Source organism: Rhodococcus sp. no. 34 (assembly GCF_054589475.1).
Genome location: NZ_BAAILK010000024.1, coordinates 225,931 through 240,832 on the forward strand (window position 1 = coordinate 225,931; position 14,902 = coordinate 240,832).

Annotated in this window: 14 protein-coding genes; 10 read left to right on the forward strand and 4 right to left on the reverse strand. The window is 61.5% G+C overall.

What is annotated here, in order from left to right:
* Positions 1-382: 382 nt before the first annotated feature.
* Together ACYP01_RS09000 and ACYP01_RS09005 are read left to right on the forward strand one after the other, a co-directional pair.
* On the forward strand, positions 383-889 hold the full coding sequence (locus ACYP01_RS09000) for a hypothetical protein (protein ID WP_459679485.1): 507 nt from the start codon (positions 383-385) through the stop codon (positions 887-889).
* The gene (locus ACYP01_RS09005) at positions 886-2,250 is read left to right on the forward strand and encodes an outer membrane protein assembly factor BamB family protein (RefSeq protein ID WP_459679488.1); all 1,365 of its coding nucleotides are present in this window, start codon (positions 886-888) and stop codon (positions 2,248-2,250) included. The genes ACYP01_RS09000 and ACYP01_RS09005 overlap by 4 nt, the downstream gene beginning before the upstream one ends.
* A 45-nt stretch (positions 2,251-2,295) precedes the next feature.
* Here the strand turns inward: ACYP01_RS09005 and ACYP01_RS09010 are convergent, their stop codons facing one another.
* Positions 2,296-3,168, reverse strand: a complete 873-nt coding sequence (locus ACYP01_RS09010) for a glycosyltransferase family 2 protein (RefSeq protein ID WP_235171711.1) — start codon at positions 3,166-3,168, stop codon at positions 2,296-2,298.
* A gap of 533 nt (positions 3,169-3,701) precedes the next feature.
* On the reverse strand, positions 3,702-5,099 hold the full coding sequence (gene dctA, locus ACYP01_RS09015; RefSeq protein WP_459679492.1) for a C4-dicarboxylate transporter DctA: 1,398 nt from the start codon (positions 5,097-5,099) through the stop codon (positions 3,702-3,704).
* Between the two features lie 188 nt (positions 5,100-5,287).
* On the opposite strand from dctA, the gene ACYP01_RS09020 reads away from it, so the two are divergent.
* Positions 5,288-5,548, forward strand: coding sequence for a GlsB/YeaQ/YmgE family stress response membrane protein (locus tag ACYP01_RS09020; protein ID WP_003942027.1), 261 nt, complete (start codon positions 5,288-5,290; stop codon positions 5,546-5,548).
* Between the two features lie 157 nt (positions 5,549-5,705).
* On the opposite strand, the gene ACYP01_RS09025 is transcribed toward ACYP01_RS09020, so the two are convergent.
* Positions 5,706-6,452, reverse strand: a complete 747-nt coding sequence (locus ACYP01_RS09025; protein ID WP_019744227.1) for a GTP pyrophosphokinase — start codon at positions 6,450-6,452, stop codon at positions 5,706-5,708.
* 48 nt (positions 6,453-6,500) lie between these two features.
* On the reverse strand, positions 6,501-7,100 hold the full coding sequence (locus tag ACYP01_RS09030) for an SACE_7040 family transcriptional regulator (protein ID WP_003941968.1): 600 nt from the start codon (positions 7,098-7,100) through the stop codon (positions 6,501-6,503).
* A gap of 98 nt (positions 7,101-7,198) precedes the next feature.
* Here ACYP01_RS09030 and ACYP01_RS09035 point away from each other — a divergent pair, with 98 nt between their 5' ends.
* From ACYP01_RS09035 to ACYP01_RS09065, 7 genes are read left to right on the forward strand one after another with little or no spacing between them, the layout of a single operon-like run.
* On the forward strand, positions 7,199-8,788 hold the full coding sequence (locus ACYP01_RS09035) for a carboxyl transferase domain-containing protein (protein WP_021334316.1): 1,590 nt from the start codon (positions 7,199-7,201) through the stop codon (positions 8,786-8,788).
* Positions 8,789-8,793: 5 nt separating this feature from the next.
* Entirely contained in the window at positions 8,794-10,833 is a 2,040-nt protein-coding gene (locus tag ACYP01_RS09040; RefSeq protein ID WP_459679498.1) for an acetyl/propionyl/methylcrotonyl-CoA carboxylase subunit alpha, read from the forward strand.
* The gene (locus ACYP01_RS09045) at positions 10,833-11,996 is read left to right on the forward strand and encodes an acyl-CoA dehydrogenase family protein (RefSeq protein WP_007730190.1); all 1,164 of its coding nucleotides are present in this window, start codon (positions 10,833-10,835) and stop codon (positions 11,994-11,996) included. The genes ACYP01_RS09040 and ACYP01_RS09045 overlap by 1 nt, the downstream gene beginning before the upstream one ends.
* The gene (locus tag ACYP01_RS09050; protein ID WP_019744224.1) at positions 11,993-12,481 is read left to right on the forward strand and encodes a MaoC family dehydratase; all 489 of its coding nucleotides are present in this window, start codon (positions 11,993-11,995) and stop codon (positions 12,479-12,481) included. Before ACYP01_RS09045 ends, ACYP01_RS09050 begins: the two co-directional genes overlap by 4 nt.
* A complete protein-coding gene (locus tag ACYP01_RS09055) occupies positions 12,478-13,305 on the forward strand; it encodes an HpcH/HpaI aldolase/citrate lyase family protein (protein ID WP_003942031.1) in 828 nt (275 codons plus the stop codon). The genes ACYP01_RS09050 and ACYP01_RS09055 overlap by 4 nt, the downstream gene beginning before the upstream one ends.
* Before the next feature lie 3 nt (positions 13,306-13,308).
* Positions 13,309-14,064, forward strand: a complete 756-nt coding sequence (locus ACYP01_RS09060) for a CoA transferase subunit A (protein ID WP_459679503.1) — start codon at positions 13,309-13,311, stop codon at positions 14,062-14,064.
* A 41-nt stretch (positions 14,065-14,105) separates the two neighbouring features.
* The gene (locus tag ACYP01_RS09065) at positions 14,106-14,711 is read left to right on the forward strand and encodes a 3-oxoacid CoA-transferase subunit B (protein WP_039973146.1); all 606 of its coding nucleotides are present in this window, start codon (positions 14,106-14,108) and stop codon (positions 14,709-14,711) included.
* The last annotated feature ends 191 nt before the right edge of the window (positions 14,712-14,902 follow it).

The following is a 14,902-nucleotide window of genomic DNA, read 5'->3' on the forward strand; positions in this document are numbered from 1 at the left end:
GATCGGCGCGCTCAGCCTGATGCTGCACTCGAGTTCTGATCCGATCCCATCGTGTGTTGCGGGGTCGCTCGTCGAACGTCGGGTGCTGGCTGACCAGTCGGTAGTGGATCTGCAGGATACGTGGAGCGAAACCAATGGTGTACGCACCCTTGGTCGGTCGGCGATGTTGTACGGAGTCGACGGGACCCGTATTCAGGCGTATGTCAACGACACTAACAACGACGGAGGTCGGAACGCCGAGAGTTCCGGCGTGGTGCCACTGACTCTCGACGACCTTGTAACCCTTGTCGAAATGCCACAGCTGCGAATCACTACTCCAGTTCCCCCGGGTACGGCACCGCTTTCGCCCGGGTGCCACGGGATCCCTCGAGACTCTGGCGACGTGGCCGAACTCGATCGCGCGACGATCGAACGTCTCAACGCCGTACTCGAAGTCAGATGGCGCGCTGTACCTCCGGGTTTTCCGATTCTTGATGCCGGACCGGGCACTCTGACGGTGGCGGAGAATGACAAGTCCACTGCATGTCAGAGACTTCTCACCCGGACGGGAGACAGCGAGTCGACGCTCAACATGACAATTACCGGCGGACAACCACTCCCTACGGAGCCCAACAAATACGACCCTTCCTACGACGGGCACCCCTTGGAGGTCGTGACGCGACCGGATGGATCCGTGATCGAGCGAGACGAACGGAACTACGCGACCGTGCCCATGACAAATGACGGCTCGAAAGCAGAATCGACGCAGGAAACGAGCAGGTCGGTGGTCGTCACCCGCCCGAATGGGACCCAAGTCTCGGTTTCGTCGTCGGCTGCGATCCCGAACGATCCGATGACGTTCGCGCAGTTGGAGTTTCTCGCGACGACCGAAGGCTTGGAGATTCGATGACCACCAGATTCTCCCCGAAATCGCGACTTCGGATCGCGGCCGCCGCAGCCGTAGTCACCGTCACTGCCGCCATCGCCACGGTGGTCACGTCGACGAGTTCCGAACCGACAGCGATCTCGTCGCCGCTATGGAGCGTCGAGGCCTCCGAGATTCTCGGGCGCGAGTTCGCGATCTTCCGGAGCCCACTTGTTGGAACCGAATTCAACATGGACATGGGCGGATTCATTGACGCCGGATCACTCGTGGTCACGATGATCGGTATGCCGGACCGCCAGGCATATTCGTTGGACGACGCGGAATTGGTCGCACTCGATGCCGACGACGGCACTGTCCGTTGGCGCACGTCGGCGGTCGACGTCGGTGGTTGCTCCGAGACTCTGCTCGGCAGTTCGGTGCTGTGTTTCTCCGGGCCGTACGTATCCGGTGGTTCGTACTCACATTTCGATATCGAGACAGGAGAGCGTCGAGACATCAAGACGCCGTGGGCACCGATCATCGCGGTTGTCTCGGGTGACACGGTCCTCGCGCTCGAGGGTGATATCGAGAGCAACGACGTTCGCGTGCACAGCGGAACCGTCGACGATCCGGAAGCGAACTGGTCCAAAGCGTTCGACGTCGGTGGATCGTGGGAAGCCGGATACGTCGATCCGGTGATGTCGGTGCACGGCGATCTGGGCGTGATCACTCTCGACGAGTCTCTGGGATTCGATCTGAAGACGGGCGAACAGCGCTGGGTGCACGGTTACTCCACCTGCTCGACCGCGCACACATCGTCGGACGGCGTGACATTGGTGTCGGATGGCGGTTGCGAAGGCAATGGCCGTCCGACAAGTGAGTACGCGCTCGATCAGAACGGGCGCGAGTTCGCCAGGACAGACGAACTGCCCTCGGAGTCCTCGTACTACGGCGGGCGATACAGCCGAGATAATCCCGCAGGAGGATCGACTCCGATCATTCTGGGACACAGCGGTTTCGACCGGACTTCGGGTGAGAAGTTGTGGTCCAACAGTGAAGTCTTCGACACCGCACAGTCGTTGGCGGTGATCGGCAACGTGGTTGCCGTGACCCGTTCTGGTTCCGAGCCCGAGGTCCAGTTCGTGGACCTGCTCACCGGTGAGGTCCTGTGGCGATCGAACGCCGAGCGCGCCGGGGAGGTTGTCTGGCACGGCGATGTCGTTATCGACGAGGGAAACGTCTACGGAACGAATGTCAGGACCGGCCAACGTAGTTGGGAGATTCGGGTGGACCGGGACGGGGACGACGAGTTCACGCCTTGGATGATGCCGCGCGAGCTGTGGGCGGGGGAGAAGGTGCTATTGCGTTCCAGTGAAGACCGCATCACGGCGTTGAAACTGTCGTGAAATTCGGTGGCTGCGAACCTTCGGTGATTAGCGAAATTCGATGGGTTACTGGTGAACTGGCATGATTCGACCTTTCGACATGCCGAACAAGCGCCTGAACTCCAGGCGCTCCTGCTCGAAGTTGTAGATGCGGTAGACGGGCCACACGAGCGCGTGGAGCATCGAGTCGCCCCAGATGGTCAGTTTGAGGCGCCAATTCATGATGTTGTGAAGGTGCAGAACCGATTCGGATGCTTGGTTGTACTTCAGGTACTCCAACGGAGGGGTTTCACCGCGTCGACCGGACGTTTCTGCTCGCATGTCGGCGATCTGACCGATCGTCATCCCTTCCTCCCGAAGGCACAGTGAAAGGTCGATATCCTCGTGGATGTCCGGCCGGTCACTGACTTGCTCGCGGACGGACAGCCATGCGCTCTTTCTGATCGCCATGTTCGCTCCGGCGACAGCGAGTACTTGACGTTCGCAATCGAACTTCCCCTGTTTCACCTGCCTGTCCAGTGCGTAGCGGTGGATTCGAGCAAACGGCGATTCGAAGAGGTAGGTGAGTCCGGCAACCGCTGAATGAGCGGTGCTGCGTTGGAAGAAACTCTTGACCGCATCAGCCCATCCCGGTTGTACCCGTGTGTCCGCGTCGATACGACCGATGATGTTGCCGGTCGAGGCGTCGAAGCCCGCGTTCCGGGCGTGTACGACGCCTTGGCGGGCCTCGAAGACATATCTGACTTTGTCGTACTTCTCGGCGAACTCCTGGATGATCGATGCAGTACCGTCCGTCGAGTTGTTGTCGACAATCAGAATCTCATCGATTTCCGACTGGGTCAGTAGACGCTCGATGCAGCCGGAAACCGCGTTCTCTTCGTTGAATACCGGAACAACCACCGAAAGTCGATTAGTGGACAAGTGTTCAATATCCTGCATGGATGCGGTCACTGTATTCCTTTGCTGGGCAATCGGGTCCAGTCCTTCGCAAAGGTTACGATAGCAATAGGTGACCATTCGGACAATTTGAACCGAGGGCCATATGATCAATCCTGCAACAGCTTATTGCGGGAAACTATCAGCATAAGTGCAGCTGGCATGGCATAAATGCATGCAGAATAAGCCTTTCGGAACTGATTGATTTTTACCCACTCGAGTCTATTCGTCGGTCGAACACCGGACTTTAGTCCTTCTAATTCCGGCAAATATAATGCTGCCCGTTCGCTGAATTGTGAATCGCCACTGCGGCAACCGCCGGGCAATATCTGGATGTCGCAAGTTGCTTTTTCAGTGAAGTGGAGTCGGTGCAGCGCAAGTGTCGTATTTGTAGATTCAACGGTCCCTCGTCGGCCGGGTTGTCGCCATCTGCAAATATTTGCTTTTGTAGCTGTCGGTCTGGATTTTCCAGTGAAGTCTGCCCCCCGCGACTCTTCAGCACCGATTTCCGATGTGCAATCGGTAGCCGGCCCTACCTATCGGGTCAGGATGCCTTCGGTTTCGGGTGCCGGAACGGTTTTCCCCGTGATCGGATCGACTTCCTCGAGCGGTGGAACGTCTTCTCCGTCGAGCACTCGGCGCATGCGCTCCTTGTCGAGCTGCCCCTCCCAATTGGCGACCACGAAGGTTGCGACACAGTTCCCGAGCAGGTTCACCGACACCCGCATCGAGTCCATGATTCGATCCGCGCCCAGTAGGAGTGCGACTGCGGCAACCGGAATTGCGCCGTGACCGATTGCGGCCACGGTGGCGGACAGTGCCAGGAATGACGATCCCGGCACGCCGGCCATTCCCTTTGAGGTGAGCATCAGAACCAGGACGGCAGTGATCTGTTCACCGAGTGTCAGGTCCACGCCGAGTGCCTGCGCCAGAAACAGCATGCAGATCGACAGGTACAGCGTCGCGCCGTCGAGATTGAACGAGTAGCCGGTAGGCACCACCAATCCTGTTGTAGTGCGCGAGCATCCGGCGTTGGTGAGCTTGACCATGATTCGGGGCAGAACTACTTCGGTCGACGCTGTTCCCAAAGCGAGGAAGAGTTCGTCCTTGATGTACTTGACGAATTTCCACAGGTTCACGCCCGCGAAGTACCTGACTATCGCGGCCAGGATGAGGATGAACAGGACGGCGGCGAGATAGCATGCGGCGATCAGCTTTCCGTAACTTCCGAGCGAAGCGATCCCGTACTGACCGACGATGTACGCCATCGCGCCCAAAGCGCCCAACGGCGCCAGTCTCATGATCCAGCCGATGATCGTGAAGAACAGATGGCTCAGACGATCGACGAGTTCGAACACGATCGGTGGTCCACTCTCACCCGCCTTGGCCAATGCGAGCCCGAACAGTACGGCGAAGAAGAGGACTTGGAGGAGTGCGTTCTCGGCGAAGGCCGAAACTATCGACACCGGAATGATATTGAGCAGGAATTCGACGGTGTGGGGAAGTTCGCCACTTCCGGTCTTGGCTGCCACGGCGTCCGCACCGTTCGCAAGCGTCTCCGGATCGATGTCGAATCCCGCACCCGGCTTCATCAGATTTCCGATGAGCAGCCCGAACAACAGGGCGAAGGTGGTCACGACCTCGAAGTAGATGAGTGCTTTGACGCCGATACGCCCCACGGCCTTCAGATCCCCGACGTGGGCGATCCCGATCACAACGGTGCAGAAGATGATCGGCGCGATCAGCATTTTGATCAGCTTGATGAATCCGTCGGCGAGGGGCTTGAGGTTCGCGCCGAATTCCGGCCACAACCAGCCGATGAGAACACCGATGACGATAGCGGCGATCAATTGCACGAACAGTGATCGGTACCAGGGCGGCTTGTTGGCGAGTCGCGCGAGCTCGCTGTTCGGCAGTTCTACGGAAGTTGGCATGGATGGGAACGGTAGGTCCGCTTGATTGCGAAAAAATAACTCGCGAATGTCGTGGATGTAACGCGTCGAGGTTGCATCTCGGACAACAATTCGGTCAACAAGCGACAGTTGTGTGTGACTGTGGTTATTGTTTCCCTGAGCGGTGATCTTCCGTCCGCGTGCATGCACGACGTGTGAGAGGGGCTGTCATGGGGCAAATTATCGGAACCATCATTTTCGGCGCAGTCATCGGAATCCTGGCTCGTCTCGTACTGCCAGGTAAGCAGCAGTACGGCATGATCGTGACCGTCGTGCTGGGTATCGCCGGAGCGCTTATCGGGTACTGGGTCTGGGGAGCGATCTCGGACAAGGGCGACACGGGTGGAATCGACTGGATCCGCTGGATCATCAGCATCGCCGCGGCGGCCGTGCTCTCGATCGGCTATAGCGCCGTCACGGGCAAGAAATAGCAAGCCAACTCGATTCGCGAAGTGCGCCCTCCCGAAGTTCGGGAGGGCGCACTTCTTTTTGTTTGCCCTAGTTGTCCGACCCCAGTTGTGAGCGAACGGCACTTTCGTCGCCTCAGATGCGCCGCAAGGCGCGTTCGCTCAGGGCAGGGGACCGAATTCAGAGTGCCCGTCGCTGAAGATGCAGCGCCTCGAGGAACTGCGCCGGCAGATCCTGCTCGAGGATTTCGTCGTCAGGATGCGGTAGCGCTTTGATTTTCGCGAACTCGTCGTTGAGCCGTTCCATCTTGACGTCCAGGCGGTGTGCCGCGGCCGCTGCCTCGGTGAGTTCGTCGAGGAGTTCAACGGGAACCTCGCGGTTGTACTTGTAGTAGATCTTGTGCTCGAGGCTCGCCCAGAAATCCATCGCGATCGTGCGGATCTGAAGTTCGATCGGTACGTGCCTGACGCGGTCACTCATGAAAACCGGGACCTCGACGATCAGGTGCAAGCTCTTGTAGCCGTTGGGTTTCGGATCGGCGATGTAGTCCTCGCGCTCGATCACCCGAAGGTCCGTCTGGCTGGTGAGCATCTCGGCGATCCGGTACGTGTCGGAAATGAAGCTGCAGGTGATGCGCACGCCGGCGATGTCGAAGATGTTCTTCGAGATGTCGTCGATCGTGAGCGGGATGTTCAGGCGTTGAGCCTTACGCAGGATGCTGTCCGGCGACTTGACCCGTGACGTCACGTGTTCGATGGGGCTGTACTGATTGATGTGAGTGAACTCGTCCTTGAGAATGTTCACCTTGGTCATCAGTTCGGAGATTCCGAATTGGTACAACATCATGAAGCGGGAGAACTCGGTCCGCAGTTCGGCGAAATCGGCTCTGCTGACCCCACTGCTGTCTTCCACGTTCGGCACCCTCATCTGTTAGCTGGTGTAACCAGTCTGCCACCGATTGTGCCGTGTCCGGTTTCAGTGGGTGCGCAGTGCGGCGAGCGTCATATCCCGCAGGACGCGACGTGCGCGTGCCGGCGAAGCTGGGTTGGCGCTGTGAGGGGTCGAGTTGATCAGTCCGAAAGTGGCATGCGCTTTGATGCGGGCATCCGCCTGATCGAGCTGGGGATCGAGTTGCTCGAGGACTCCGACCCACACCTCGACGTACTTGCGCTGCGTTTGGCGCACCTGTCGACGCGCGTCGGCCGGCAGGCTTTCGAGGTCGCGGTCCTGGATGCGGATCAGGTCCGGCTCGCCGAGCGCGAAGTCGAGGTGGAACTCCACCAGTGCGTCGAGAGCGGCGCTCGGTGAGTCCGCTGCCTCCGCTGCCGCAGAACCGCCTTCGTGCAGGCGCGTGCTGATGCCGACGAGAAGTTCCACGAGGACGGCATCCTTGTTGGGGAAATGCCGGTACACGGCCGGGCCGCTGATACCGACGGCCGCGCCGAGGTCTTCGAGTCGCACACTCACGAATCCGCGTTCGGCGATCAACCGTGCGGCGGCATCCAAGAGCTGACGACGACGGTCGGCCTTCATCTGATCGCGTCGCGTCGGAGCTGCTACCTGCTCAGAGGTCATTCTCTCGATCTTTCTTCGCTTGTGTTCTGGACAACTCAGTTAATCATAGTTAATCTAGTTTCAGTTATCGAGCATTAACTCATGGCGAAGGCGGCGGGATGACTCCCAGTGGAATCACGCAAGGATCGGGCTACCGGTCCGATCACACCGTTCTGGTGGACGAACTGAAGAAGAAACTGGCGCAAGCAGCGCTGGGTGGCAACGAGCGCTCTCGCGAGCGCCACGTGAGCAGAGGGAAACTGCTGCCGCGAGATCGCGTCGACTCGCTGCTCGACCAGGGCAGCCCGTTCCTCGAGTTGTCGCCGCTGGCGGCCAACGGCCTGTACGACGACGAGTGCCCCGGCGCCGGCGTCATCACCGGTATCGGCCGTGTGTCGGGCCGGGAGTGCGTCATCGTTGCCAATGACGCAACGGTCAAGGGCGGCACGTACTACCCGATGACGGTGAAGAAGCACCTGCGCGCGCAGGAAGTTGCGCTGCAGAACAACCTTCCATGCATCTACCTCGTCGACTCCGGCGGCGCCTTCCTGCCGCGCCAGGACGAGGTCTTCCCGGACCGTGAACACTTCGGCCGGATCTTCTACAACCAGGCGACCATGAGTGCCAAGGGGATTCCCCAGATCGCCGCAGTTCTCGGTTCGTGCACCGCGGGCGGCGCCTACGTGCCCGCGATGAGTGACGAAGCAGTGATCGTCCGCAACCAGGGCACGATCTTCCTCGGTGGTCCGCCGCTGGTGAAGGCGGCCACCGGTGAGATCGTCACCGCCGAAGAACTCGGCGGCGGCGACCTGCACTCCAAGGTTTCCGGCGTCACCGATCACCTGGCCGAGGATGACCGCGACGCACTTCGTATCGTGCGCAACATCATTGCCACGCTCGGCCCCCGCTCCGAGCGCCCGTGGGACGTCATCTCCACGGTTCCGCCTGTCGCAGATCAAAGCGAACTCTACGACGTCGTCCCGACCGATCCTCGGACTCCGTACGACGTGCACGAGGTGATCACCAAGCTCGTCGACGGTGGCGCGTTCCAGGAGTTCAAGGCTGAGTACGGCAAGACGCTCGTCACCGGTTTCGCCCACATCGAGGGCCACCCGGTCGGCATCATCGCCAACAACGGCGTGCTCTTCGGTGAATCCGCCATGAAGGGAGCACATTTCATCGAACTGTGCGACAAGCGCAGTGTGCCGCTGCTGTTCCTGCAGAACATCGCAGGCTTCATGGTGGGACGCGACTACGAGGCCGGCGGCATCGCCAAGCACGGCGCCAAGATGGTCACGGCAGTTGCGTGTGCACGGGTCCCCAAGCTGACAGTTGTCATCGGCGGCTCGTACGGCGCCGGCAACTATTCCATGTGTGGACGCGCGTATTCGCCTCGCTTCCTGTGGATGTGGCCGAACGCGCGCATCTCGGTCATGGGCGGCGAGCAGGCAGCTTCGGTGCTCTCGACGGTTCGTAGCGAGCAGCTCGACAGCGCGGGCAATCCGTGGTCGGCCGAGGACGAAGAGTCGTTCAAGGCGCCGATCCGTGAGCAGTACGAGGCTCAAGGCAATCCGTACTACTCCACTGCGCGGCTGTGGGATGACGGTGTCATCGATCCCGCAGATACCAGAACTGTTCTCGGCCTGGCCCTTTCGGTGTGCGCAAACGCACCGATCGAGCCGGTCTCCTACGGCGTCTTCCGGATGTGAGCGAAATGACTGAGTTGCGCACTATCGATACTGTTCTCGTGGCCAACCGCGGTGAGATCGCGGTTCGCGTGATCCGCACGTTGCGTGAATTGGGAATTCGCAGCGTCGCCGTCTACAGCGACGCCGATGCGAATGCTCGCCACGTCCGCGAGGCCGACACTGCCGTCAACATCGGACCGGCCGCGGCGCGTGAAAGCTACCTCGTCATCGACAAGGTGATCGACGCTGCCAAGTCCACCGGTGCTCAGGGTATTCACCCCGGTTACGGCTTCCTGTCGGAGAACTCGGCGTTCTCGGCTGCTTGCGCGGCCGCCGGAATCGCCTTCCTCGGCCCCTCCGAGCGGGCTATCGAGGTGATGGGCGACAAGATCACCGCGAAGAACGCGGTTGCCGCGTTCGACGTGCCGGTGGTCCCGGGTATCGCTCGCCCGAATCTGACCGACGAAGAACTGATCGCAGCGGCCGAGGACATCGGCTACCCGGTGTTGGTCAAGCCTTCGGCAGGCGGCGGTGGCAAGGGAATGCGTCTGGTCGAGGATCCGGCCAATCTGGCCGAGGCTCTTCGCAGTGCCCGCCGTGAGGCCGCGTCGTCGTTCGGCGACGACACCCTGTTCCTCGAGCGATTCGTCCTGCGGCCCCGGCACATCGAGGTCCAGATTCTCGCCGACCAGCACGGCAACGTCGTTCACCTCGGTGAGCGCGAATGCAGCCTGCAGCGGCGTCACCAGAAGGTCATCGAAGAGGCTCCCTCGCCGCTGCTCGATCAGGTGACCCGTGACCGGATCGGCGCGGCAGCGTGCAACACCGCTCGAAGCGTCGATTACACCGGCGCCGGCACCGTGGAGTTCATCGTCTCCGCCGACAAGCCGGACGAGTTCTTCTTCATGGAGATGAACACCCGCCTCCAGGTCGAGCATCCCGTCACCGAAATGGTGACCGGACTGGATCTGGTCGAATGGCAGGTCCGTGTGGCAGCAGGGGAGAAGTTGGCCTTCTCCCAGAGTGACATCACGCTGACCGGGCACGCCATCGAAGCTCGTGTGTACGCGGAGGATCCGGGCCGTGGATTCCTGCCGACCGGCGGCCGCGTCGTCGATCTGGTCGAGCCGTCAGGTTCCGGCGTGCGCGTCGATTCCGGACTGCTCGCGGGCACCGTCGTCGGCAGTGACTACGACCCGATGCTCAGCAAGGTCATCGCCCACGCTCCCGACCGCGCGGGCGCACTGCGCAAGCTCGATCGCGCACTCGGTGACACCGCAGTGCTCGGAGTCGTGACCAACATCGAATTCGCACGGTTCCTCCTCGCTGATCCGGATGTGATCGCGGGCAACCTCGACACCGGTCTGCTCGATCGTCGCGTCGAAGACTTTGTCGCAGCCGACGCCTCCGACGAGGTGCTCATTGCTGCCGCGGCGTATCGCTGGCTCTCGCGGTGGACAACTTCGGAATCCGTTGATCCCTGGGACGTCCCGAGTGGGTGGCGCGTCGGAACTCCCGCTCCGACCAGCATCAGGCTCTCCGCCGGCACCCGAACGGCGCACGTTGCGATCGTCGGCGTTCCCGCGGATGCAAAGGTCGAGGTCGAAGGTTCACAGCCTCGCGCATTCAGCGCGACCCTGACGGGATCCGAACTGGCGGTGGTGATCGACGGACGTCGACGCACGTTTGTCGTCGCCGAGACCGATGGTGGTCTGTGGCTGGCAGGCGGCGGAACCTGGCACGTGCGCGAGGTTGCCGAAGTCAGCGTTCGCGGTGAGGACAAGCACGCCGGTGACGCCGAAATCGCCAGCCCCATGCCCGGTGCCGTCATCGCAGTCAACGTCGAGAACGGCGCGGCAGTGAGCGCGGGACAACCACTCGTCGTGGTCGAGGCCATGAAGATGGAGCACTCCTTGACGTCCCCGATCGACGGGATCGTGGAAGTGCTTGTCCGTCAGGGCGATCAGGTGATGGTGGATCAGGTTCTGGCCCGCGTGGTACCTGTCACGGACGAAGAGACTGCAGAAGTAAAGACCGAGAACACGACGCAGAAGGAAGACGCCTGATGTCCGATTACCTTGCCACCGGAGCGCTTCCGGACGAATACCAGCAGCTCGCCAAGACGGTTGCAGATTTCGCGAAGACCGTAGTGGCACCGGTTGCTGCCGAGCACGACGCCAACCACACCTTCCCGTACGAGGTAGTGGCCGGGATGGCCGACATGGGACTGTTCGGCCTGCCGTTTCCCGAGGAGTACGGCGGAATGGGCGGCGACTACTTCGCACTCTGCCTGGCGCTCGAAGAGCTGGGCAAGGTCGACCAGAGCGTCGCGATCACTCTCGAAGCTGGTGTGTCCCTTGGTGCCATGCCGATCTACCGTTTCGGTAACGAGGCACAGAAGCAGGAGTGGCTTCCGCAGCTCACCAGCGGCAAGTCGTTGGCTGCCTTCGGCCTGACCGAACCCGGTGCGGGTAGCGACGCCGGCGGCACCAAGACCACCGCGAAGTTCGACAGCGGTGAGTGGATCATCAACGGCAACAAGCAGTTCATCACCAACTCGGGCACCGACATCACCAAGCTCGTGACGGTCACCGCGGTCACGGGTGTCAAGGACGGCGGCAAGAAGGAGATCTCGACGATCCTCGTGCCGACCACGACGCCCGGCTTCACGGCCGAACCGGCGTACAACAAGGTCGGTTGGAACGCATCCGACACCCATCCGCTCACGTTCGCCGATGTTCGTGTCCCCGAAGAGAATCTGCTCGGTGAGCGCGGCCGCGGCTACGCGAACTTCCTGCGCATCCTCGACGAAGGCCGCATCGCTATTTCCGCGTTGAGCGTCGGTGCCGCCCAGGGCTGCGTCGACGAGTCGATCAAGTACGCCAAGGAACGCGAGGCGTTCGGTCGCCCCATCGGACACAACCAGGCCATCGCGTTCAAGATCGCGCGTATGGAGGCTCGTGCCCACGTCGCACGTACCGCGTACTACGACGCGGCCGCACTCATGTTGTCGGGCAAGCCGTTCAAGAAGCAGGCGTCCATCGCCAAGCTGATTTCCTCCGAAGCTGCCATGGACAACGCCCGTGACGCCACGCAGATCCACGGCGGATACGGCTTCATGAACGAGTACGCCGTCGCGCGCCACTACCGCGACAGCAAGATCCTCGAAATCGGTGAGGGAACGACCGAGGTGCAGTTAATGCTCATCGCTCGTGAGGCAGGGCTGTGACGAACCCCAAGAAGATCACTCAGCGCGGGCTCTGGTTCGAGGAGTTCGAGGTCGGCGCGATCTACGAGCATCGCCCAGGCCGGACGGTGACCGAGGCTGACAACGTCCTGTTCACGACTTTGACGATGAACACGCAGGCGTTGCATCTCGATGCCGCGTACAGCGAGGACACTCAATTCGGTGTGCGGCTGGTCAATTCGATGTTCACCCTGTCGACCATCGTCGGCCTGTCCGTCGCGCAGTTGACGCAGGGCACCATCGTGGCGAACCTCGGTTTCTCCGAGATCAGCTTCCCGAAGCCGCTCTTTCACGGCGACACCTTGTATGCCGAGACGCTCATCGCGGACAAGCGCGAGTCGAAGAGTCGTCCAGGTGAAGGCATCGTGACGCTCGTGCACACCGGGCGTAACCAGTACGGTGACGTCGTCGCACTGGCCACGCGCAAGACCCTGGTGCAACTGCGTCCGGCAGAGGTGTCCTCATGACGTGGACACCGCCGGGGCCGGCGTGGTTGTTCTGCCCGGCGGATCGTCCCGAGCGCTATGCGAAGGCCGCGGCTGTTGCCGACGTCGTGATCCTCGATCTCGAAGACGGTGTGGCTCCGGCCGACAAGGAAGCCGCACGTGCAGCCCTGATCGACACGCCTCTCGATCCGGAGCGGACGGTCGTGCGCGTCAATCCGGTCGGTACACCTGATCACGAACTCGATCTGATCGCGCTGGACGGCACACACTATTCGCGTCTCATGCTGTCCAAGTGCGAATCGGCCGAGGACGTCCTCTCGCTCGCACCGGCGGACGTGGTTGCGCTCGTCGAGTCCCCGCGAGGAGCCCTCGCCGTGGCCGACATCGCGCTTGCTGCGAACGCCATCGGTGTCATGTGGGGAGCCGAGGATCTTGTGGCCGGTCTCGGCGGTAATTCGAGCAGGCACCCGAACGGTTCGTACCGCGACGTTGCCAAGCATGTCCGATCGACGTCTCTCCTGGCCGCGAAGAGCTACGGCCGGTTGGCTGTCGATTCCGTGTACCTCGACATCAAGGACCTCGTCGGCCTCGGCGTCGAGTCCGCTGATGCCGTCGCAGTCGGCTTCGACGTGAAGGTTGCGATCCATCCGAGTCAGGTCGAGGTCATCCGCGGGGCCTTCGCACCTTCGGAAAAAGAGATCGACTGGGCCACACGAGTGCTTGCCGCGGTGTCTACTGAACGTGGTGTGTTCGCGTTCGAGGGCAAGATGGTCGACGCTCCCGTTCTCCGTCACGCCGAGAAGCTTCTTCACCGAGCCGGAATCTTTCAGCAGAAGGAGAACTAACGGATGAGCAAAGTCGTGAATACGGCAGCTGAGGCAGTTGCCGACATCGCGAGCGGATCCAGGCTCGCAGTGGGCGGCTTCGGGCTGTGCGGTATTCCCGACGCACTGATCGCAGCGATCGCCGACGGCGACGCCACCGATCTCGAGGTGTTCTCCAACAACTGCGGTGTCGACGACTACGGTCTCGGCATTCTGCTCGGCGCGCACCGGATCGCCAGGGTGACGGCGTCGTACGTGGGGGAGAACAAGGAGTTCGCGCGCCAGTATCTCGCCGGTGAGCTCGAAGTGGAGTTGACCCCGCAGGGGACGCTGGCCGAGCGGCTGCGAGCAGGCGGTACCGGCATTCCGGCGTTCTACACGCCGGCGGGCGTCTGCACACCGATCGCCGAGGGCGGCTTGCCGTGGCGATACAACGCGGACGGTTCGATCGCCGTGGCGTCGCCACCGAAGGCGACGGCAGTGTTCGGTGGCCGCACGTATGTATTGGAAGAGGCGATCACGGCTGACTTCGCGCTCGTGCATGCGGACTACGGTGACACCGAAGGAAATCTCGTCTTCAACAAGACGGCGATGAACTTCAACCCGCTTGCTGCCATGGCCGGCCGGATCACCATCGCGCAGGTGGAGAACCTCGTCGAGCCGGGCGACATCGACCCCGCGCACGTGCACCTACCTGGAGTGTTCGTTGCGCGCGTCGTACACACAGGCCCACAGGAGAAGCGGATCGAGAAGCGGACCGTCTCAGGAGGCACCAAGTGACCAGCGCAGAGGAAACCCGTGTCGGTTGGACTCGCCACGAGATGGCCGCTCGCGCTGCCGCCGAGATGCGGCCGGGGGAGTACGTCAACCTCGGCATCGGCCTGCCGACTCTGATCCCCAGTTACCTGCCCGAGGGCGTCAAGGTGGTCCTCCACAGCGAGAACGGCATCCTCGGTACCGGACCGTATCCGACCGATGATCAGGTCGATGCCGACCTCATCAATGCCGGTAAAGAAACCGTCACCGTCAATTCAGGCGCCGCGTTCTTCGACTCGGCTCTCTCCTTCGGCATGATCCGCGGTGGTCACATCGACACCGCGGTGCTCGGCGGGATGCAGGTATCGAAGACCGGTGACCTTGCCAACTGGATGGTGCCGGGCAAGATGGTGAAGGGTATGGGCGGGGCGATGGACCTGGTCCACGGTGCCCGCCGCGTCATCGTCGTGATGGAGCACACCGACCGCGACGGCAATCCCAAGATCGTCGAGGCCTGCACGCTGCCGCTTACCGGTCAGAGCGTCGTCAACCGGATCATCACCGACCTGGCAGTGCTGGACGTCACCGCGGACGGGCTGCAGCTTGTGGAGCTGGCTCCAGGGGTCAGCAGCGAGCACCTGAAGAGTGTGACTGGTGTGGGCTTTTCCTGAAGCTTCGTACCGTAAATCGAAGAACGCGCCGACCGCTGGTCGGCGCGTTCTTTCGTCGGTCTGTCGGCGAGTACCGATAGTCTCGATCAGCGACTGTCGAATCTTGTTCGAGCTCAGACACCCAGTACCTGGCGGCCCTGTAAATTGTCCGAGGTGACTGATGTGGGTTGGGGTGTAGATCGTCGGTTGCA

What these genes read in the sequence shown, in the direction of transcription:
- ACYP01_RS09005 (WP_459679488.1), top strand. Translation starts at nt 886, where the DNA reads ATGACCACCAGATTCTCCCCGAAATCGCGACTTCGGATCGCGGCCGCC.
- ACYP01_RS09010 (WP_235171711.1), bottom strand. Translation starts at nt 3,168, where the DNA reads ATGCAGGATATTGAACACTTGTCCACTAATCGACTTTCGGTGGTTGTT.
- dctA (WP_459679492.1), bottom strand. Translation starts at nt 5,099, where the DNA reads ATGCCAACTTCCGTAGAACTGCCGAACAGCGAGCTCGCGCGACTCGCC.
- ACYP01_RS09020 (WP_003942027.1), top strand. Translation starts at nt 5,288, where the DNA reads ATGGGGCAAATTATCGGAACCATCATTTTCGGCGCAGTCATCGGAATC.
- ACYP01_RS09025 (WP_019744227.1), bottom strand. Translation starts at nt 6,452, where the DNA reads ATGAGGGTGCCGAACGTGGAAGACAGCAGTGGGGTCAGCAGAGCCGAT.
- ACYP01_RS09030 (WP_003941968.1), bottom strand. Translation starts at nt 7,100, where the DNA reads ATGACCTCTGAGCAGGTAGCAGCTCCGACGCGACGCGATCAGATGAAG.
- ACYP01_RS09035 (WP_021334316.1), top strand. Translation starts at nt 7,199, where the DNA reads ATGACTCCCAGTGGAATCACGCAAGGATCGGGCTACCGGTCCGATCAC.
- ACYP01_RS09040 (WP_459679498.1), top strand. Translation starts at nt 8,794, where the DNA reads ATGACTGAGTTGCGCACTATCGATACTGTTCTCGTGGCCAACCGCGGT.
- ACYP01_RS09045 (WP_007730190.1), top strand. Translation starts at nt 10,833, where the DNA reads ATGTCCGATTACCTTGCCACCGGAGCGCTTCCGGACGAATACCAGCAG.
- ACYP01_RS09055 (WP_003942031.1), top strand. Translation starts at nt 12,478, where the DNA reads ATGACGTGGACACCGCCGGGGCCGGCGTGGTTGTTCTGCCCGGCGGAT.
- ACYP01_RS09060 (WP_459679503.1), top strand. Translation starts at nt 13,309, where the DNA reads ATGAGCAAAGTCGTGAATACGGCAGCTGAGGCAGTTGCCGACATCGCG.
- ACYP01_RS09065 (WP_039973146.1), top strand. Translation starts at nt 14,106, where the DNA reads ATGGCCGCTCGCGCTGCCGCCGAGATGCGGCCGGGGGAGTACGTCAAC.